Here is a 19623-nt window from a genome sequence, read left to right on the forward strand (position 1 = left end):
GCCTTGCTTCTAAATTTAGGAGTAAAAAAATGGCTGTGAAAATTTTTAACGCAACTGAAACTGAATACGTCGGCACTGCGGGTTCTGACTTAATTGTTGGTAATAACTTAGGAAATTACATAGATGCTGGTGATGGGAATGATGTCATTGTGGCGGGAGCCGGCGATGATAATCTAACCGGAGGAAGTGGTAACGACATCATCAGTGGCGGAGCTGGAAATGATGGCATTTTTGGAGGTGAGGGAGACGACATTCTTACTGGCGGCGAAGGTAATGATTTTGTGTCGGGTGGCAAAAGTGCACTCGGCAACGAAACAGTTGATGGGAATATTTTTATTGCAACGTCAGACGACTTTTTGTTAGGCGATACAGGTAATGATACTTTTGTAATCGGCAGTGAAGAGAATGCAACGGATATTACGATCTCTGCAGGTGTTTCTGGTCTTGATAATAGCGGTAACGCTGCTAGGTATATTGGTAAGGTTGAAGCCGAAGAAGGTAACGAAGACGCAGGTTTCCTAGTTTTTGACACAGTGACTGGTGAATTTGTAGAGCTAGATGATGATATTGCCGAAGAGGTTGAAACGGATGTACGTTTGAATTTCGTTACTCGTCCAGGGTCTTCCGCAATCAGCACATTTGCTTCTTCAATTGCCGGATACAACGCTGTTGATACGCTTGCATTCACGGAGTCAGGTGAGTTTGAGGGTATTCTATTCTCTGGGATTGAGCGTATCGAGTTATCAAGTGGTGTAAGTATTACTTTGGAAGCCGAACAGCTCGAAGAAAACGGCGAGTCTTTAGCATTAGGTGAAATCAATCCAGGCACCCACATCTACGGTGTCGCTGGCGGCGATGTTGAAAATGTCACGCTTGAACTTGAGTTTGAAGAGGAAGAGTTTGAGCCAGCAGCTACCATTGTTGGCGCCACTCCTGTCACCTACGACAAAGCAGTATTTGAAGTAGATGACTTTTCAGTGGCAAACATCTACCACAACGTGGATGTTACCTACGATGCATCTGAAGGTGTGGCAGGTAGTTTCACCCGCATTGATGGCGCTAATGAAGGTAGTGACGCACACGAAATCGTTGAAGGTAGCGAAGGCGTGGACTATGCAACGATGCGTTTGGGTGATGACACGGTGTATGGCAACGGCGGCAATGACTTGTTGATCGGTCATGGCGGTGCGGATTACCTGGATGGTGGCGAAGGCGATGACATTTTTGTCATTGGCGGTTTTGGTAGTGGTGTGCAAGGCACGACTTCTAAAGCAGATGACGGTAACAAAGAGTGGATCGCGACTGGCAGCAGTCATGATGTGATCGTCGGTGGTGACGGTGTGGATACATTGCGTATCACCACGGGCATTGGCGCTAACACCAAAGCCAACGGTACTGTTGTGCTCAACAACGACAATTTCCAATCGATGGAAGTGGTGCAAGTGGGCGGCACAGTGGGTCGCTTGAATGTAGAAAATACAGACTTGCAACTGCTGAACGATCACTACTACTTTAAAGCCAATGGCACTGTATCTGACCTTTCCAACACACTGGGTAATAACGGCGGCACGATCAACAATGTCGTCGTTGATGCGTCTGGTGTGACCAACAATAGCTTGCGTTTTGAAGGCAATGCTAACCAGCAGACCTTTATTGGTACCAGCAAGGCTGACGTGTTTGTGGGCAACGGCGGTAACGATACCCTGACAGGTGGTGGCGGTAAGGATACGTTTGTCTTTGGTAAGGTGTATGAAGAAGTTGTCACTGGTTCATCTACCAGTGTGCAAACTTACACGAATACGGCGTTTAACCTGACCGGAGTAGACACCATCACTGACTTCAGCCGTGGCAACGACAAACTGGAATTGCATTTAGACCAGTATAGTCAACTGACTGGGTTTAACAGCAGCATGCTGCGGGTGAACTCAACCGGCACGGCGCAGGACGCAAACGACTACCTGGTGTACAACACTACGACCAAAACCCTCAGCTATGACGCTGATGGTAATGGTAGCGGTGCGAAGGTAGACATTGCTATCCTGACGGGCGTCAATACATTGTCCACTTCTGACTTTGTAATCGTCTAATCACGATATTGGCAGGCGGTTAACCCCGCTTGCCAATTTTTTTATATTGAATCATTGATCGTGAATATGTCGTCACAAGCAGAATCCATCCAGCAAACCTTATCCGAACTTTGGCCTTTGTGGCGCAAAGTATGGCTGTTTGGCTTGGTGACCCATCTGCTAATTTTGGTGCCCTCTTGGTATATGCTGGAGGTGTATGACCGCGTCATTAATAGTCGCAATGTGTCGACGTTGTTGATGCTGACAGTCATGGCGACCTTTGCATACCTGGTGATGGAAGCGCTGGAGTGGCAACGACGCCATCTGTTACAGGCAGGGGCCAATCGCTTTGAACAGGGATTGCAGCAGCGGGTGTTTGAGCGTGTGTTCGCCGCTAAATTAGCCATGCAGACGTTTCCCGCACAACAAGTATTTGCCGATTTTTCTACCCTCAAAAATGCGTTGCACTCTTCGGCCTTGCTGGGCCTGATCGATGCCCCTTTTTGTTTGATTTTTCTCGCTGCCGTGTTCTGGATTCATCCGGCACTGGGCGTGCTCACCTTATTTGGATTAGCGATACAACTCGTATTGACCGTGCATAACCAGTCGCGCGTGGCGCCGTTAATGCAGCAGGCGAACCTGCATGCAATTGAGTCACAGCGTTATTTTGCAAGTATCAGCCGCCATGGGGATGTGATGCACGCGATGCAGATGTTGGTGCCGATAGAACAACGCTGGTTGCAACATCAGCATGGCTTTTTGTGGCAGCAGGCGCAGGCCTCGGAGCTGGCGGGAAAAAGCGCCGCCGCCTCGCGCTGGTTACAAACCTTGCAAACCAGTTTGATTCTGGGTCTGGCCTGTTATTTGTTTATCGAAGGCGAGTTAATGAATGGCGGCGCCATGATGATCGTGGCCTCCATTTTAGCCGCGCGGGTACTCACGCCACTGGTGCAATGCGTGGGTCACTGGAAAACCTATGAACAGGCGTGGACCGCCTATCAGCGTATTAACAGCTTGCTGTCAGGGGCGACGGTTGCGACCGATGGGTTGGTCCTGCCGCCACCGACGGGTGAAGTGACCGTGGAACAGCTGAGCTATGCCATGCCGCAAGCAGGAAAAACCACGACTGAAGCGTTTATCCGTCAAGTGCAATTTAAACTGGCGGCGGGGCAGGTGCTGGTTGTCGCTGGTGCATCAGCTTCAGGAAAAAGCACCTTGGCCAGGTTGCTGGTCGGTCTGCTGGCCCCAAGTAGCGGCCGCGTGCGTTTTGATGGTGTGGATGTGCATCGCTGGGATAAAACACAACTGGGGCCGCACTTGGGCTATTTGGCGCAGGAGGTCGATGTGTTTGATGGATCGATGATCGACAATATCTGCCGCTTTCAGACGCCAGACAGTGAAGCGCTCACTGAGGTGCTGACATTGCTCGGCATGCACGAGTGGATAACTCAATTGCCGGATGGCTTAAAAACGGTGATTGGTCAATCCGGCATGATGCTGTCTGGTGGTGAGCGCCAGCTGATTGGCCTCGCGCGGGCCTTTTATGGCAAATCACGTATTGTTGTGCTGGATGAGCCGAATGCCAATTTGGATTCCACCACAGAGCGCGCCTTGCAGCAGGCGATTGCCCGCCTGAAGCAGCAGGGCACCACTTTTATCATCATCAGCCATTTGCAGCATATTTTAAGTATTGCCGATACCATGCTGGTGATGTGCCAAGGCCAGATGATTCGTTATGGCAAACCAGCGGACGTGATGGCAAGCTTTCAGGCAGCGCCTGTACAAGCAGAATCTGGAAAGGTGGCACAGTCATGATCTTTACGCGAAACGTCACTGACGCGCTTGCCCTGCGGCCTGCGGAGAAGCGCCCACTATGGTCTTTTATGCAACCGTTTGGTGGCGCGTTTTTACAAATGGTCTGGCTCAGTTTACTCACCAATGTGCTGATGCTAGTGCCAACCTTATACATGCTGCAGTTGTATGACCGTGTCATGCTCAGCCGCAACACGCTGACGTTGCTCGCGATGACGCTGCTCACTGCCGGACTATTATTACTGATGGCTGGCGCTGACTGGTTGCGCAGTTTGTATGCGATTAAAACTGGCGTGCAGTTTGACCTCACCTATGGCAAGCAAGTGTTTTCTGCCGTGTTTGATCCGCGCAACACGCAGCGGCTGTCACCCGCCGAATCCTTGCAGCAACTTACGGCAATCCGCCAGTTTATGACGGGGCAGGGCTTGTTTGCGCTGCTCGATATCCCTTGGAGCGTGATCTATATTGGGGTGTTATTTGCCTTGCACCCGGTGTTGGGCGCGACCGCGCTGGTGTTTTGTCTGCTGCAATCTGCCGCCGCGCTGTTGAATCAGCGCATGACGGCACAGCCTGCGCAAAGTGTGCAAGGGGCGAAGCAAGGCACCGATCATTTCTTACAGCAAAAAATACAGCATCTGCATACCAGTTATGTCTTGGGCATGCTGCAAAACCTGCGTCAGCGTTGGCAAGCTTTGTTGGCACAGCAAGCGCTAGCAGAGGCCGCTTGGATGCACGCCAGTGATCTCAGTCAGTTTGTCAGCAAATGGGTACGTTATACCCTGCAGTCGTTGATGTTGGCTGTAGCAGCTTGGCTCACCATCCACGGGGAAATCAGTGTGGGCTCCATGGTGGCCTCCAATGTGCTCATCGCGCGTGCCTTGCATCCGTTTGATGTCATGGTGCAGAGTTGGCGCCAATGGTTACAAGCTCAGTCAGCTGCGGTGGATTTGCATGGTTTGCTGAGCAATCTCGTCCTGCCAGCGTCTATGTCGGATACCACGGTGATGACACCGATCCCTTTGATCCGTCCTTATCTACTGAATCTACAGGCAGTGGGGGTCACTGCCAATTCGCGGCATCTGTTGCACGCTGTCACCCTGACGATTCAACCGGGTCGATTGCTTTGTGTGATGGGGCCGTCGGGCGCAGGCAAAAGTACATTGGCACGTTTGCTGGTGGGGGTGACAATCCCAACGGAAGGACGTTATCAGATTAATCAATCGAGCATCACGGCAGACAATGCACGCACGCTGATGAACAGTGTGGGTTATTTGCCGCAACAGGTGTCATTGCTCGAAGGCACCATTGCCGAAAATGTTGCCCGTTTTGGCCAACTAGAGAGCCAGCATATTCTGCAGGCTTGCCAGCGTGTGGGTTTACATGAAGCCATTTTGCGGCTGCCACAGGGGTATGACACGCGGCTCGATGAGCAGGGTCTGCCTTTGTCTGGCGGTCAGCGGCAATTGTTAGGCTTGGCGCGCGCCATTTACAAAGAGCCTGCCTTGCTGGTGCTGGATGAACCGAATGCCAGCCTGGATGAATTTGGAGAGGCCCGGCTGCTGGAGTTGTTACAGGCCCTAAAAACGCTCAATACCACCATTGTGGTGATTTCGCATCGTTCTGGTGTGCTCAAGATTACCGATGACTTGCTGGTGCTGAAACGGGGCGAAGTGGTGCATCACGGCCCGCGCGATGCCGGCATTGTTTATTTAAATCAATTGCATGCTGCTGCCAGCAGTGTGTCGACGGAGCCCGCATGAGACTGACCATGAATGCTGCTGTTTCTGACAATGTGCAGACCATAGAAACGTATGCCAAAAGTGTGGACCAGACGCGTAAAGGCGCTGCCATATTGCTGCTAGGTTTGCTGGGTTTTGGCTTGTGGGCCGCCTTTGCACCACTGGATGAAGGGGTGCCGACCGAAGGCGTGATCAGTGTGGAGAGTAACCATAAAGTTGTTCAGCACTTGACGGGGGGCATTGTCAGCGCGCTGCAGGTCCATGAAGGACAAGAGGTTCAAGCCGGCGATGTGTTGTTCAAACTCGACGCGCAAGCGAGTAAAGCGCGATATGAAGAGGTCTGGCAGCGTTATGCCGGGCTGCGGGCGCAGGAAGATCGTTTGCGTGCGGAGCAAAGCCATCGCGCTGCGATTGATTTTCACCCGGACCTCACCCGTGCGCAGCAAGACCCGTTGATACAACAACAGATGCGCAATCAGAGCCAGCTGCTGTTCGCTAGAACCTCGGCACTGGCCGCGGATATCGCAGGCAAGAAGGAATCTATCGCAGGCTATCAGGCACTGATCGAAGGCTATCGCGGCGTGTTATCCAGCCATGAGTCGCAACTGGCTTTGTTGGAGCAGCAATTGCAAGGTGTGCGCGCCTTGACCGCCGAAGGCTATGCGCCGCGCAATCAGCAAAATGACCTTGAGCAGCGGGTGGCCGCATTGTATGGCGAGCGTGCCAATACGCAGGCCAATATCACGCGTGCCCAGCGTGCCATTCTCGAATTGCAACAGCAAATCACCCAGCGCAACCAGAGCGAACAAAAGGAAATCGATGCCGACATGGCACAGGTCAAGTTGCAAGTAGAGGCCGATGCACAAAAAGTATTGGCACTGCGTCAAGAGCTGGGGCGGACCGAGATTCGCTCGCCTGCGGCCGGGCAGGTGGTGGGTTTGCAGGTGCACACCGTGGGCGCTGTTATTCAGCCTGGCCAAAAGTTGATGGACATTGTGCCTTCTGGCGAAGCACTGATTGTTGATGCTCAGATCCCGCCACACCTAATCGATAAGATGCATGTTGGCCAGGCCGCTGATATCCGTTTCTCCACGTTTGCCAATAGCCCGCAATTGTTGGCTGAGGGGCAGTTGAAGTCATTGTCCAAAGACTTATTGAGCAAACCCGCTGCGACTGAGGAGGGTAGCCAAAGCTATTACCTCGCGCGGGTGATCCTCACTAAAAAAGGCATGCAAGCCCTGCAGGGGCGGCAGCTACAACCGGGCATGCCGGTACAGGTGGTCATTAAAACCGGTGAACGCACTTTGTGGAACTACCTGATGCATCCTCTCAGCAAGCGGTTGGCCGCCTCGATGAAGGAAGAGTAATGGAAACGCGCCACAAGCATTTTTGCGTGCCCCTTGCACTTGATCTCGCTCGCACCCTGACGCCCTGTTTTCGCAAGTATGGCTGTTTGGATATCAAAAAAATCCTTTTTTTGGGGTTGTCATTGGTTGTGGTTTCTACGCAGGCGCATGATGACCTCAATAGCTTATATCAACTGGCGCTGACTCATAACGCTGACTACCGAGCGGCCCTGGCAAACACTGAGGCGGAGCGAGAGGAGCTTACCAAGGCACGCGCCCTGTTTTATCCCAAGGTGCAGTTGGGCCTGACTAGAGGCCGTGGCAACACTGATCGCATCACGCAAACCACCTTGGGTGCAATCAACACAGAGCTCGACTACTCTCTAGAGAATTACAGTCTCTCAGTCAAACAACCCTTATTTAACCGCGAAACAATGGCTATTTATAGCGGTGCTAAATCCTATGTCAGTGCGCAGGAGTCTTTACTCGAGCAAGAGAATGCCAAACTGATCCTCAAGCTGGTGTCGGTTTATCTGGAAACCTTGTATGCACAAGAGCGTGTGCAGGTGCAGCAACGCAAACTCGAGGCGGTGAGTCAGCAGTTGCGCCAGGCCGAGCAACGCTATGCGCATGGCAGTGGCACGGTGGTGGAGGTGAGTGAAGCGCAGGCCAACCTAGATGTGGCAAAAGTGGAGCAGATTCAGGCCAGTAATGATTTGTTATCCAGCCAGCAGAGTTTGCAGGTGTTGACGGGGGCCACAAATGCGCTCTCGGCTGCGCTGGTGGTCGATGGCGTAAGTGGCTTAGCGCTTACCACGCAAACGGTTGATGCTTGGCTGGCCTTAGCAAGACAATCTCATCCGGAGTTGGCGGCAGCCTCTCAAACGGTGGAAGTGGCCAAAAAGGACATTGAAAAAAAACAGGCCGGACATTACCCGACGTTGGATCTGGTGGGTGTGCGCTCATATAGCCAGAATGATAGTAACAATACGCTTGGGTCACGTTTTGATACCACCACCATTGCCTTGCAGATGAATGTGCCTTTGTTTGCCGGCGGTTACGTGAATGCCAATGTGCGCCAAAGCGCTAGCCGTTTGACGGCCAGTGAAGAAAACATGACTGCCAAGTCACGTGAGATTGAGTTCAATGTGCGCAAATACTTTCAGGGCTTGCAAGCACAACAACAATCCATCAGTGCTTATCAACAAGCCGTGCAGTCGGCCACTATCGCTCTTGATGGCACGCAAAAAGGCTTTCTGGCCGGATTCAAAACCAACCACGAAGTGCTGGATGCGCAGCAAAAACTGTTTACCAACCAATTGTCTTTGACCAAAGCCTATTACAGCCTGATCAGCGATTGGGTCAATTTGCAGTTTAGCAGCGGCGTGCTCTCGCTGGAGGCGCTGAATCGGGTCAGCCAGTTATTTATTGTGAAAAGGTAGAAAAAGTGAAAACAGTGGAAACGCGGATGAAAACGGACGCTGTCGGGTGCAAACAATTCGGCTTTACCCTGCTAGAGCTGTTAGTGGTGATGGTGATTATTGGTTTGTTGGCGGGCTATGTCGGGCCTAAATATTTTGCTCAGATTGGCAAATCCGAAACCAAAACCGCCAAGGCACAGATTGAGGCGTTATCGCGCGCGCTGGATACCTATCGATTGGATACTGGGCATTATCCGGCCACGGAACAAGGCTTGGCTGCCCTTAATCGGCAACCGAATGGTGAGGCGAAATGGCAAGGGCCGTATCTGGCCAAGGGCGTTCCTGCCGATCCGTGGGGCAGGCCTTATCTGTACCGTTATCCCGGCGAACACGGCGATTACGATGTGTGGACATTCGGCAGTGATGGCGCGGCAGGCGGTCAGGATGCTGACGCGGATGTGGGCAGTTGGTAGCGCTGGGTTCGCATGAAATTTGATTTAAAAGTGTTGCAGGGTGCGCAGGTGCAATGGGTGTCGCTAGAGGCGACCGACCGGCAGGCTGCGCTGCTTCAGGCGCAGGGACGCGGTTATGGGGTGTTGCAGATCCGGTCTGCGCAGACGCGGGGATGGTCGCAATGGTCCCTCAAAAAGCACCCGTTTAATCTCAGCTTGTTCAGCCAAGAGTTATTGATGCTGCTGGAATCAGGCTTAAGCCTGATCGAGGCCATCGAGGGCTTGGCCGAAAAGGAGCAGCAAGACCATGCGCGGGCAGTGCTCAGCCAATTGCGCAGCAGTTTGTTTGAAGGTTTACCTTTATCGCAGGCGCTGGCTTTACAGCCTGCGGTATTCAGTCCGCTGTATATCGCGCTGATTAAAGCCAGCGAGCGCACAGGCGATATGGTGCACGCCTTGCGGCGACATGTGGCGTATCAGGCCCAAGTCGAGGCGATTCGTAAAAAAATTATTGCCGCATCTATTTATCCGGTGTTGTTAATTGTGGTGGGTGGGCTGGTGGTGTTGTTTCTGCTGGGGTATGTGGTGCCTCGTTTTAGCACCATTTATGAAAGCGGCGGCGACCATCTACCTTGGGCCAGTCAATTATTGCTGCGGTGGGGACAACTATTGCAAGGCCATGGCGAATGGGTGTTGTTGGCCACCTTAGCCATGGTGGGGGCAATTTGGCTGGTATTTTCACGCCCGGCCAGCAAGGGCTGGCTGATGCAGCGGATATGGCAAATCCCCAGTATGGGCGAAGCCCTGCGCATTTATCAACTGGCGCGGTTTTATCGCACCTTGGGCATGTTGTTACAGGGAGGAATTCCCTTGCTGACGGCCTTGGGCATGGTGCAATCTTTGTTGCCGCATGAGCTGCAGCTGGCCTTGCAGCGCGTGATGACCGACGTGCGTGAAGGCAAGGCCTTGTCAGGTGCGATGGAGTCGCATGGTTTAACGACTTCTATTGCGAATCGTATGCTGCGGGTCGGTGAGCGCAGTGGGCAGTTAGATGAGATGCTGGGCCGCGTGGGCGTATTTTATGACGAAGAAACCGCGCGACGCGTTGAGTGGCTAAGCAAGTTGCTAGAGCCCGCGCTGATGGTGCTGATTGGCCTGATTGTCGGGTTGGTGGTGGTATTGATGTATATGCCGATTTTTGAGCTAGCCGGCGCGATTGAATGAGGAATGCCTAGGCATGAATATGCAGGATTTACCGTACAGCGATGAGGTAGCGCCTTTGGCCGCTGCACTATTGCCACAGGCACGTTTGCTGGCCAACCAAACGGGTCGCCCGTTGATAGAAGTGCTGGAGGAACTCTCCGGCCTGACGCCGGATCTGTTTGTGCGGGCGCTAGGGCATTGTATGCATTACCCGACCATGACCACGCTCGATTTGCATGCCATGCAGCCGCTGTTTGATCTGCTGCGCTTTAACGATGCCAGTGCTATGCATGTGCTATTGATGCAGAAAGCCGACCAGTCATTACAGCTGGTCATCGCCGATCCTTTTGATGAGCCCTTGCAAATGCGTTTGCAAAGCTTGCTCCGCCAACCGGTGCAGTGGTGTCTGGCACATCGCAATGATATTGCGGCTTGCTTACAGTTTCACGAGGCGCAAATGCGTGCGCTCGATCAGGTGCATGCCAGTGATAGCCTCACTCAAGATGAAGAAGAGACACCAGTTGAGCAGCTGTCGCTGAAATCTATCAGTGAAGATAGCAGCCCGGTGGTGCGGTTTGTGCGCTCGACTTTATACGATGCCCTTAAAGCCGGTGCCAGTGATATTCATCTCGAATCTACCCTGCATGGCTTGCATGTCAAATATCGGATTGATGGCGTGCTGACCGAGGTCGGCGGCTTGAGTGGGGTGATGCAAGCCGAGCAGGCGATTTCACGTATCAAGGTGATGTCTGAGCTGGATATTGCGGAGCGGCGTATTCCGCAAGATGGTCGCTGCAAGGTACATGCACTGGGCCGCGATATTGATTTGCGCGTCTCCATCATGCCCAGCGTGGTTGGTGAGGATGCCGTCCTGCGCGTGCTTGACCGCAAGGCACTCAGTGAAGCCCAAGGCATCAGCCTCGAGGTACTAGGATTTGCGCCCGCGCTGTTGGCGCAAATCCGCACCCAAGCAGAAGCGCCTTACGGCATGTTGCTGGTCACCGGGCCGACTGGCAGTGGCAAAACCACCACTTTGTACGGCATGATTTCTGAGATCAACCAAGGTCAGGACAAAATTATTACCATTGAGGACCCGGTGGAATATCAACTGCCCGGCGTGTTGCAAATCCCAGTGAACGAGAAAAAAGGGCTCACCTTTGCGCGTGGTTTGCGCTCCATTCTGCGCCACGACCCAGACAAAATCATGGTGGGTGAAATCCGCGATGGCGAAACGGCACAAATTGCAGTGCAATCGGCCTTGACCGGCCATTTGGTGCTCACCACGGTGCATGCCAACAATGTGTTTGATGTGATTAGTCGCTTCACCAATATGGGGGTGGATGCTTACAGCTTTGTCTCGGCCGTAAATGTGATTCTGGCACAACGGTTGGTGCGGGTAATTTGCCCTTTTTGCAAGGTCGATGACGTGCCAGAACCCGCATTGTTAGCCAAATCTGGCCTGACTGCGCAAAGCACCCAGCATTACCAGTTTAAAAAAGGCCAGGGGTGTGGCCAGTGCCATGGGAGTGGCTATAAAGGCCGTAAGGGCATTGCCGAATTACTGCTGTTTGATGACCGCATGCGTGAGCTGATTGTATCCAAAGCGCCCATCAGTCAAATCAAGGCATTGGCGGCCACCACTGGCACGCGCGCCATGCGCGAGTCAGGCCTCGCTTTGGTAGCGGCAGGCGAAACCACGTTGCAGGAGATTAACCGTGTTACATCATTATCCTGAGCCCGGTGTCGATTGCGCTGTGAGCGATAGCAGCCGTTGGTGGCAAGCGCTGAGTGCGCCAGAGTTACGTCTGGTGATCGGCGACGATGCCATCGAATGCCTGCTATTTGATCGCCCATGGTTGCCGGGCAAACGGGTGGCTCTGCGCAGTCATCACCGAGAGGTCTTGGTGGGTGAGGGCCAAGATAGTTTGCCGTCAGAAAGCGCATGGCAACGCTTGCATACCATGTTAGCGCCGCTGGCCGGACAGCGCTGGCATGTGGTGATTGTGCTGTCTAACCAATATGCACGCTGGCTGGTATTGCCTTGGCAGGCAGAGATTCTGAGCGAGGCCGATAAAGCGGCCTATTATCGCCACGGCTTGCAACAGGCCTTTGGCGCCGATGCATGTGATTGGCAGGTGCAAGCGCAAGGCGGGGCTTATGGTCAACCTACATTGCTAAACGCCTTGCCGCTTGCGTTGATCAATCGCTTACAGACGGTATTGCAAACGTATCATTTGGCACCCGGTGTGATCACCTCGGCTTGGACGCTCTCTGCCAACCAGAGCTTGCAGCTGATGCGGCAACAACGACTGCCGCGAGCGGGCTGGATCATCTGCCGTGAATCGGGCAGCTTGACCATGGCTTGCCTGATGCAGGGCTATTGGCAACAGATGCGTCAGATTGCGGTGGATGCGCAATGGGCACACACCCTAAAGCAGTGCTTGCTGCGTGAGCAAGTCATGTACCCAGACCGCGCCGCGTTGCCGGTGTATTTGTCGCAGGCCGCATTGCGTGCTGACACGCGCCAGATGCTGAGTCCTTTTCAGGTGGTGGAAGTGCAGCCGTCAGGCCGCCTAGGTGCGTCTTATCAACCCATGTGGCAAAGCGAGATGGCCTGATGCAACGCCTCAAATTCAATCATGTCGCCAGCCGTGTGCCGGGGCCCTTTGGCCTGTTGATAGGTGGGGGGTTGTTCATTTTTTTAGCCGTGTTGATCGCCATATATGATCAGTTGGCGCAAGAAAATGCGGCCTTACAACAGCAATGGCAACGGCGTCAGACCCTGCTCGCCCCTCAGCCCTCTATTTCGCAGCAGCCGGTGGTGGATCAGGCATTGGCTGCCGAGTGGCTGGCGGCGCAACAGGCGCTCAACACGCCATGGCTAGCGCTGCTGCATGATCTGGAGCAAGCGCAGCAGGTGCCGGTGTACTGGTTGCAGCTGGCGCCAGACGCCAAGCGTCAACACTTGCGCATGACGGTGCTGGCGCAACGGCGCCAACAGGGCTGGGCATGGCTGGATCAACTCAAAAAACAACCCAGTTTGACCAACGTGAAACTGACTGCCAGTGAATCGACTGAGGTAAATGGGTTGCGGATGACGACTTTGCAGCTGGAGGCCGCGTGGACGTTTTAAATCCGCCGTTGAAACGATTGCACTTTAACAGCCAGCAAATCCTGCGCAGTCATTATGGGCTGGCGCTGCTGTTCGTGCTGACGCTGGTGATGGCTGGCTTGGTTGCGCATGGCAGCTGGCGCCGTCAGGCTTTGCAGCATGCGCTCACCACACAGCCAGTGCCTACGCCGCGTGCGAGTTTTGCGTCGACAGCGCGCCCTGTAGTGCGCCCTATAGTACAGCCAACTTTGCAAGACTGGCCAAGTGCGGCGGAGGCTGACCGCATCAGTGCGGATATTTTGTCACAGGCAGACGCCATGGGCATGCTGTTTGAGCGCGCTGAGTTTCAGTCATTGCCGCTGGCGCAGCCAAGCTTGCTGATACAGCGCATCAAGCTGCCGGTGAAAGGGGATTATTTACAAGTGCGCTATTTTTTGCAGCAAGTATTGCAGCGCTATCCCAGTCTCGCCTTGAGTCAGTTTAAATTGCAACGCAGTGATGTCATGCAAACCGAGGTCGAGGCATACATCGAGTTTCATTTGTATCTACACAAGCGAGGTCCGTCCTAATGGCCAGCCGATTCGTATGGGTCGCGCTTGCGGCAACACTGCTGGCTTGCTGGTGGGTCGAGTATGCCGAGGATGCGCCAGTGCCGAAGACTGTTGCCCAAGGCCCCAAACGTCAGGGATCACTTGCGCAAGCGCTGCCTTTAAGCAAGCCGCCGCCAGCCACTGTCGTGCCGGTCATCACCCGAGTAGACCGGGAGGAGGATGTGGCAGTTAACTTGTTTGCCGCGCTGGAAACACCATCCAACGACACTGCTGAATTGGAAATGCCAGCCGCGGTGAATCCCTACACCTATGCCGGTCGCTTGCAGCAGGCGGGGCGTTGGACCATTTTTTTAACCGATGGCCAGCAACAATATGTATTACAAGCAGGTGACCATTTTGCCGACGGTTGGCAGGTGCGTTTGCTCGATCAACAAAAAATCGTGCTGCAACACGCAGCCGAGCGCTTTGAAATCAGGTTGGATAACGGGGTGGAGTTTTGAATAAGCGAATCAATCAAACCTATTGGCGCTGGACTTGCTGGCTGGGCAGTCCGCTATTATTGGTCAGTTGCAGCCAATTGTTACCCACGGCGAACCCCGGCGATGCCGCGCTAGAGCAGGCCAGAATCTATGCTGCGCGGGGGCAGGATGAAGAAGCGATCCAGCTATTGCAGCCTTTGGTAGAGGCGAATCCACGCCAGCCGCAATACAAAAACTGGTTAACGCTGTTGCAGGAGAAAAAACTACAAAAGCAATTGCAGCAAGCGGATAGTTTGTTGCAGACGCAAGCGTTTGATGCCGCCAGTGAAACGTATCAGCAGATATTGCAGGTCGCGCCGAGTAATCGCGCGGCCAGTGACGGCTTGCAAAAAGTGCAAATGGCACGTCAGCACGCCGCGCAACTTGCCCAAGTGAAAATAGCGATGGCGACAGAGGATTTGGCCGGGGCCGAGTTTGGCCTGCGCACTATCTTGGCTGAGCAGCCTGCACATGTCGGCGCCAGGCAATTATTTGAGCAGATTGAGCAGCAGAAAAACGAACGCAACAGTGTGATGCGACCTTTGCAGTCTTCGCTCAAAAAGAAAGTCACGCTAGAACTTAAAAATACCCCGATCAAGCACGCCTTTGAATATCTGGGGAAGGCAGGCGGTTTGAATTTTTCGTTTGACCAAGAGCTGAGCGATGGGCTCCACGTCAATTTGTTGTTGCGGGATACGCCGATTGAAGACGCACTCGATGTGATCCTCACCAGTCACCAGCTCGGTAAAAAGGTGCTCAATAGCAATACCTTGCTGATTTATCCGCAAGCACGCGCGGCGCAATATGAAACCTTGTTTGTGCGCAGCTTTTACCTGACGCATATGGATGCCAAGCGTGCCCTCAATATGATGAAAACGGTGTTGCGCGCCAGCGATGTGTATATTGATGAAAAATTGAACACGTTGGTGATTCGCGACACCATGGACCGCATCAAAGTGGCTGAGAAACTGATTGCCTCGCAAGACCTGAATGAACCCGAAGTGATGCTGGAGGTGGAGGTGATGGAAATCAATCGCCGCAATCTCGAGAATCTGGGGATTCAGTATCCGAGCCAGATTGGTGTGGGGGTGCAAGGCAATGCCGCGGGTAGCAGCAACGGCACGCAACCGCAGGCGGGCAAGTTGACCTTGACCGAGTTGCGCAATTTTAATGGAGGCCTGGGCGTATTTTCCATCAACGATCCGGCGATTGTGCTCAATTTGTTGCATCAAGACACCGATACCAATCTGTTAGCCAGCCCCAAAATCCGCGTCAAGAACCGTGACCGTGCCAAGATTCATGTCGGCGACAAGATTCCGGTGTTGACCAGTGTCGCCAGTGCCCAAGGTTTTGTCAGCCAGAATGTGAATTATATTGAGGTCGGCATCAAGCTCGATGTTGAGCCAGTGATTCAGATGCAGGATCAGGTCAGTATCAAGGTCGGCATGGAAGTCAGTAACATTACCGACCAGGTCACGACAAGCTCTGGCGTGCTGGCTTATACCATTGGCAGCCGCAACGCCAATACCACCTTGCAATTGCGCAACAACGAAACGCAGATTCTGGCGGGATTGTTTCGTGATGATGAGCAAAAAACCCGCCGCAAAGTGCCTGGCTTAGGTAACTTGCCGCTGATCGGAAAGTTTTTTAGCAGCAATAATGAAGATAAGCGTAAAAACGAAATTGTGCTGCTGATTACGCCCCGCATTATGCATAACCTGAGTCCTGCCAGTGCAGTCTACAGCCTGATCCCTGCGGGCATTGCTGCGAATGCAAATCCGGTCGGGGCCGGTGGCGCGCGCGCTGTGCAGGCGGCGGAGCCGACGCTATCGGCACCCGCTGCGACTCCGCAATCGACGCAGAGCAGCAATATGCGCAACGACAGTGGATTTGCCAGCCAGATGATGAACAACAACGATAACGGCACGGTACAGCCATAGTGGGTGCACACTGGATGATGCGCCTTCCTACGAACAAAAAACTGCACGGGTTCACCTTAGTCGAGTTGCTGGTGACGCTCGCTTTGTTGGCCTTGTTAGTGACCTCGGCCAGCCCGGTTGTGCAACTGAATACCAAACGTGAAAAAGAGCGTGAACTCAAGCGGGCTTTGTGGCAAATCCGCGATGCGCTGGATGCTTACAAAGATGCCGTGGATCAGGGGCTGATCAAAAAAACAGCAGAGGGCAGTGGGTATCCCCCCAATCTGACTATTTTGGTGACTGGCGTCGAAAATGCGCAGGCAACCAAAAAGAAAAAACTGTTTTTTTTAAGGCGTATTCCGCGTGACCCGTTTGCGGTGGATTCTAACCAAAGTAATGTTGCGACCTGGCGAATACGCGGCTATGACGGCGCGATCGATGACATGGCACAGGATGTCTATGACGTCTCATCACGTTCATCTGCCATCGGTATTAACCAGCAACCTTACAGTGAGTGGTAATGCGATGAAACGCGGATTTACGCTGATCGAAATGCTGGTGGTGCTGGCAATTTTAGCGATGTTGCTCACCATCGTCACCCCTAAGTTCATGCATATGCTGCAGCGCTCCAAGGAAACCATTTTGCGGCATGATCTGCTCACCATGCGTGATGCGATTGACAAATTTTACAGTGATAAAAATCGCTATCCTGAAACCCTGGAGGAACTGGTCGAGCGCAACTACATGAAAGCGATTCCCCCCGACCCGATTACCGAGCGCAGTGATACCTGGGTGATTACCTTACCGCCGAATGTCGAAGAGGAGGGCAGTGTGTTTGATGTGCATAGCGGCGCTTCACAATTGTCCGATGAGGGTACGCCGTATGCGTTGTGGTAAATGCCATGAAGCTGGCTTTGTGTTGATTGGTATGTTCATGCTCATCATGCTCAGTGGTCTGTTCATGGCGCAGGCGAGCATGCGCTGGCAGACCCAAGCGTTGCGCGAAAGGGAGCAGGAGTTGCTCAAAGTCGGCTTGGCTTATCGGGATGCGATTGGCCGCTATTACAACCAGACGCCCGGTGTCATCAAAACGTTTCCACCAACCCTAGAGGCCTTGCAGGAGGATACCCGTTTTCCAACGCCGCGCCGGTTTTTGCGTAAAGGCTATCTCGACCCCATCACGCAGCGTGAAGGCTGGGGCCTGGTCATCGCCCCCAGCGGCGGCATCATGGGTATTTACAGCCTGTCGGATAAAGCCCCTTTTAAAACCAAGGGTTACCGCGGTGAATTGCAACACTTGAATGACAAGCGCTATTACGGCGAGTGGTATTTCGTGTATGTGCCGCCCGCCGTGGCCGCAAGTGCAAGCGGGCTTTAAAAGTAGTGAGCTTGAATGGGTAACCTCTGTTTCATGTAAAGTTTTGTCAATGACATCAGGTTTTTGATGCGCCCAGCGATTAGACATATGTAGGGACATGAAAGTGAATAATTCCTGTTATTGGCAGGGGTTTTTCCTTGGTATGCGTCGAGTCCGTGTTGGCGGCATATCTATTCCGGTCCGGTTTGTTTATCTTTTGATTATGGAGCGTGCTGTGGATTGGATGCCTGACATTGTAGATCTTGTGCTGTATTTACTCGGCGGCTTATCGGTCATCGTGTGGTCCATCATCCTCATCAAAAGCTGGGCTTGGTATCAGTCTCGCCGGGCATCCACGCATTTTTTGGCTGAATGTCAGCAGGTGCAAACCATTTATGAATTACCTAAACTGATCTCAGGCAGTCAAAGCAGTTTTGCGCGCTTATGCGATGCCGGCATGCGCGCCATGAGTGCGGTCATGGCCAATGCCGTGTTACGCAAAAACGAGCGTCACGAGGTGATTCTGCTCTCACTCAAACAACAAGCTTATCTTGAACACAAGCGGATGGATGGCGGCGTAGCCGTGCTAGCCAGCATCGGCGCCACCGCCCCATTTATCGGATTGTTTGGCACCGTATGGGGCATTATGAATGCGCTACGCACCATCACCGCAACCGGTTCCGCTGGCTTGGATGTCGTGGCTGGGCCGATTGGCGAGGCCTTGATTGCCACTGCTATCGGGATTGCGACAGCGGTGCCAGCGGTGTTGGCTTACAACTACTTTATGCGCATGCAAAAAGAGCACCGGGCAGATCTAGAGCAAGTAGCCAGCCATTTTCAATCATTGCTCACGCAATCTGGTCTTGAGGGTTAAGCGCATGGCAATGTTCACAGAAAGTGATGAAGCGTTGGCGAGTGAGATTAATGTGACGCCGCTGGTGGATGTGATGTTGGTGTTGCTCACTGTGTTTATTGTGACTGCACCCTTGCTCATGAATGCCGTCAACGTGAAACTGCCTGAGGCGAGTGCGCAAGTTGCGCTGACCGCGCCAAAAACGGCGCACATCAGTGTGACGGATGCCGGCCAGATCATGCTCGACCAACAAGTTTTAGCGCTAGAAAAGCTGACGCCAGCGCTAGGGCTGCTCAAGCAAGATCATGACCCCGCAGTGGAGATTTATGCCGATGAACATGCGCAATACGGGATGGTCGCTAAAGTATTGGCGGCCATTCAGCGCGCAGGCATTACCAAATTCAGTTTTGTGATGTCACCTGAGTCTGGAAAATAACGGCATGACTCGCCTGATTTATCCTGAGCAACCAGATGTTTCGCTGTTGTGGCGGGCAGTGCTCGTCTCGCTCGGTTTGCATGCGCTGGTGGTGTTGCTTTACCCCAGCTTAAGCCGTATTGCGTTGCCCACTCTGCCTGAAAGGCTGGAAGTCGCGTTTTTCTCTATGAAAGCCGCGCCACCCAGCACGCAGCTCACGCCGCCAGCGGAGAACCCTAAGCCTATTGAGCCAACTCCATTCAAGCCATCACCGGTCGTTAAACCGCAACCGCCGCTAGAACGCCCTAAACAGGTATTCGCTGCGCCAGCAAATCAGGCGTCGGATTATCGCGTGCCTGAGCAAGCGCCTCCTGCGCAAACAGAGCCCGCTCAAACCCCCGCTGCGTCAACGGCGCCGAACAATGTTGCAGAAAGTGCGCCACATGCCAGCAATGCATCTGCGGCAAAAGAGGCTAAAGCCAATGCTTTGGCGCCCATTGCGCAGGCCAACACCGAGTCAGATGAACTGACAACCAGCGATAGCGATGCCTGGGGCGATTATGGTGAGCAGTTGCGATCACTGGTGAGTAAAAGCAAGCAATACCCAGCCATTGCCATTCGCCGCCACCTTGAAGGGGAGGCCATGGTGGTTGCACAGTTTGTGCGTGGGGAGCTGGTGAATGTGACGTTGGCAGATAGCAGCAAACATATGCCGCTGGATGAAGAGGCGATGCGTATGGTGAAAAAGGCGATCGCGCAGTTGGGCGTGAAAGACAGCCTTAAAAAGAAAAGTTTCAAAATCACTATTCCAGTGTCTTTTAAGCTGGAGTGAGCAAGCGCGTTTCTTGCAGCCAGACGC

19 protein-coding genes are annotated in these 19623 nt (G+C 53.3%); all 19 read left to right on the forward strand.

What is annotated here, in order from left to right:
- Nucleotides 1–29: 29 nt before the first annotated feature.
- The 19 genes from FIT99_RS02815 (at nucleotide 30) to FIT99_RS02905 (ending at nucleotide 19596) form a co-directional block, all read left to right on the forward strand.
- Nucleotides 30–2087: a calcium-binding protein gene (locus FIT99_RS02815; RefSeq protein ID WP_140002764.1), complete on the forward strand. Its 2058-nt coding sequence runs from the start codon at nucleotides 30–32 to the stop codon at nucleotides 2085–2087.
- Between the two features lie 66 nt (nucleotides 2088–2153).
- A complete protein-coding gene (locus FIT99_RS02820; RefSeq protein ID WP_140002767.1) occupies nucleotides 2154–3881 on the forward strand; it encodes a type I secretion system permease/ATPase in 1728 nt (575 codons plus the stop codon).
- The gene (locus FIT99_RS02825) at nucleotides 3878–5638 is read left to right on the forward strand and encodes a type I secretion system permease/ATPase (protein ID WP_223261253.1); all 1761 of its coding nucleotides are present in this window, start codon (nucleotides 3878–3880) and stop codon (nucleotides 5636–5638) included. The genes FIT99_RS02820 and FIT99_RS02825 overlap by 4 nt, the downstream gene beginning before the upstream one ends.
- Entirely contained in the window at nucleotides 5635–6984 is a 1350-nt protein-coding gene (locus tag FIT99_RS02830) for an HlyD family type I secretion periplasmic adaptor subunit (RefSeq protein ID WP_223261254.1), read from the forward strand. The genes FIT99_RS02825 and FIT99_RS02830 overlap by 4 nt, the downstream gene beginning before the upstream one ends.
- Nucleotides 6984–8405 (forward strand): TolC family outer membrane protein, encoded by a 1422-nt coding sequence (locus FIT99_RS02835; protein WP_223261255.1) that lies wholly within the window; start codon nucleotides 6984–6986, stop codon nucleotides 8403–8405. The genes FIT99_RS02830 and FIT99_RS02835 overlap by 1 nt, the downstream gene beginning before the upstream one ends.
- A 26-nt stretch (nucleotides 8406–8431) precedes the next feature.
- Nucleotides 8432–8857 (forward strand): type II secretion system major pseudopilin GspG, encoded by a 426-nt coding sequence (gene gspG, locus FIT99_RS02840; protein ID WP_140002770.1) that lies wholly within the window; start codon nucleotides 8432–8434, stop codon nucleotides 8855–8857.
- Between the two features lie 12 nt (nucleotides 8858–8869).
- The gene (locus tag FIT99_RS02845; RefSeq protein WP_140002773.1) at nucleotides 8870–10060 is read left to right on the forward strand and encodes a type II secretion system F family protein; all 1191 of its coding nucleotides are present in this window, start codon (nucleotides 8870–8872) and stop codon (nucleotides 10058–10060) included.
- Nucleotides 10061–10073: 13 nt separating this feature from the next.
- Complete coding sequence (locus tag FIT99_RS02850) at nucleotides 10074–11774, forward strand: GspE/PulE family protein (RefSeq protein ID WP_140002776.1); 1701 nt, start codon at nucleotides 10074–10076, stop codon at nucleotides 11772–11774.
- A complete protein-coding gene (locus tag FIT99_RS02855; RefSeq protein WP_140002779.1) occupies nucleotides 11755–12657 on the forward strand; it encodes a hypothetical protein in 903 nt (300 codons plus the stop codon). The genes FIT99_RS02850 and FIT99_RS02855 overlap by 20 nt, the downstream gene beginning before the upstream one ends.
- On the forward strand, nucleotides 12657–13172 hold the full coding sequence (locus tag FIT99_RS02860; RefSeq protein WP_140002782.1) for a hypothetical protein: 516 nt from the start codon (nucleotides 12657–12659) through the stop codon (nucleotides 13170–13172). The genes FIT99_RS02855 and FIT99_RS02860 overlap by 1 nt, the downstream gene beginning before the upstream one ends.
- Complete coding sequence (locus tag FIT99_RS02865) at nucleotides 13160–13720, forward strand: hypothetical protein (RefSeq protein ID WP_223261256.1); 561 nt, start codon at nucleotides 13160–13162, stop codon at nucleotides 13718–13720. The genes FIT99_RS02860 and FIT99_RS02865 overlap by 13 nt, the downstream gene beginning before the upstream one ends.
- Nucleotides 13720–14202 (forward strand): hypothetical protein, encoded by a 483-nt coding sequence (locus FIT99_RS02870; protein ID WP_140002785.1) that lies wholly within the window; start codon nucleotides 13720–13722, stop codon nucleotides 14200–14202. Before FIT99_RS02865 ends, FIT99_RS02870 begins: the two co-directional genes overlap by 1 nt.
- The gene (locus FIT99_RS02875) at nucleotides 14199–16160 is read left to right on the forward strand and encodes a type II and III secretion system protein (protein ID WP_140002788.1); all 1962 of its coding nucleotides are present in this window, start codon (nucleotides 14199–14201) and stop codon (nucleotides 16158–16160) included. Before FIT99_RS02870 ends, FIT99_RS02875 begins: the two co-directional genes overlap by 4 nt.
- Before the next feature lie 14 nt (nucleotides 16161–16174).
- Nucleotides 16175–16660, forward strand: a complete 486-nt coding sequence (locus FIT99_RS02880) for a prepilin-type N-terminal cleavage/methylation domain-containing protein (protein WP_140002791.1) — start codon at nucleotides 16175–16177, stop codon at nucleotides 16658–16660.
- Nucleotides 16650–17036 (forward strand): type II secretion system protein, encoded by a 387-nt coding sequence (locus tag FIT99_RS02885; protein ID WP_140002794.1) that lies wholly within the window; start codon nucleotides 16650–16652, stop codon nucleotides 17034–17036. Before FIT99_RS02880 ends, FIT99_RS02885 begins: the two co-directional genes overlap by 11 nt.
- Nucleotides 17023–17517 carry a type II secretion system protein gene (locus tag FIT99_RS02890; RefSeq protein WP_140002797.1) on the forward strand — a complete coding sequence of 165 codons (495 nt, stop codon included), beginning with the start codon at nucleotides 17023–17025 and terminating at the stop codon, nucleotides 17515–17517. Before FIT99_RS02885 ends, FIT99_RS02890 begins: the two co-directional genes overlap by 14 nt.
- Nucleotides 17518–17719: 202 nt before the next feature.
- Nucleotides 17720–18370: a MotA/TolQ/ExbB proton channel family protein gene (locus FIT99_RS02895; protein WP_140004611.1), complete on the forward strand. Its 651-nt coding sequence runs from the start codon at nucleotides 17720–17722 to the stop codon at nucleotides 18368–18370.
- Between the two features lie 4 nt (nucleotides 18371–18374).
- Entirely contained in the window at nucleotides 18375–18785 is a 411-nt protein-coding gene (locus FIT99_RS02900; protein WP_140002800.1) for an ExbD/TolR family protein, read from the forward strand.
- 4 nt (nucleotides 18786–18789) lie between these two features.
- Entirely contained in the window at nucleotides 18790–19596 is an 807-nt protein-coding gene (locus FIT99_RS02905; RefSeq protein ID WP_140002803.1) for a TonB family protein, read from the forward strand.
- Nucleotides 19597–19623: the final 27 nt, after the last annotated feature.

The organism is Methylophilus medardicus (genome assembly GCF_006363955.1).
Lineage (GTDB): Bacteria > Pseudomonadota > Gammaproteobacteria > Burkholderiales > Methylophilaceae > Methylophilus > Methylophilus medardensis.

Excerpts from the sequence above, each read along its gene's own strand:
- FIT99_RS02825 (WP_223261253.1), top strand. The coding sequence starts at position 3,878 with ATGATCTTTACGCGAAACGTCACTGACGCGCTTGCCCTGCGGCCTGCG.
- FIT99_RS02815 (WP_140002764.1), top strand. The coding sequence starts at position 30 with ATGGCTGTGAAAATTTTTAACGCAACTGAAACTGAATACGTCGGCACT.
- FIT99_RS02880 (WP_140002791.1), top strand. The coding sequence starts at position 16,175 with ATGATGCGCCTTCCTACGAACAAAAAACTGCACGGGTTCACCTTAGTC.
- FIT99_RS02845 (WP_140002773.1), top strand. The coding sequence starts at position 8,870 with ATGAAATTTGATTTAAAAGTGTTGCAGGGTGCGCAGGTGCAATGGGTG.
- FIT99_RS02830 (WP_223261254.1), top strand. The coding sequence starts at position 5,635 with ATGAGACTGACCATGAATGCTGCTGTTTCTGACAATGTGCAGACCATA.
- FIT99_RS02820 (WP_140002767.1), top strand. The coding sequence starts at position 2,154 with ATGTCGTCACAAGCAGAATCCATCCAGCAAACCTTATCCGAACTTTGG.
- FIT99_RS02890 (WP_140002797.1), top strand. The coding sequence starts at position 17,023 with ATGCGTTGTGGTAAATGCCATGAAGCTGGCTTTGTGTTGATTGGTATG.
- gspG (WP_140002770.1), top strand. The coding sequence starts at position 8,432 with ATGAAAACGGACGCTGTCGGGTGCAAACAATTCGGCTTTACCCTGCTA.
- FIT99_RS02870 (WP_140002785.1), top strand. The coding sequence starts at position 13,720 with ATGGCCAGCCGATTCGTATGGGTCGCGCTTGCGGCAACACTGCTGGCT.
- FIT99_RS02900 (WP_140002800.1), top strand. The coding sequence starts at position 18,375 with ATGGCAATGTTCACAGAAAGTGATGAAGCGTTGGCGAGTGAGATTAAT.
- FIT99_RS02895 (WP_140004611.1), top strand. The coding sequence starts at position 17,720 with ATGGAGCGTGCTGTGGATTGGATGCCTGACATTGTAGATCTTGTGCTG.
- FIT99_RS02860 (WP_140002782.1), top strand. The coding sequence starts at position 12,657 with ATGCAACGCCTCAAATTCAATCATGTCGCCAGCCGTGTGCCGGGGCCC.
- FIT99_RS02905 (WP_140002803.1), top strand. The coding sequence starts at position 18,790 with ATGACTCGCCTGATTTATCCTGAGCAACCAGATGTTTCGCTGTTGTGG.
- FIT99_RS02850 (WP_140002776.1), top strand. The coding sequence starts at position 10,074 with ATGAATATGCAGGATTTACCGTACAGCGATGAGGTAGCGCCTTTGGCC.
- FIT99_RS02835 (WP_223261255.1), top strand. The coding sequence starts at position 6,984 with ATGGAAACGCGCCACAAGCATTTTTGCGTGCCCCTTGCACTTGATCTC.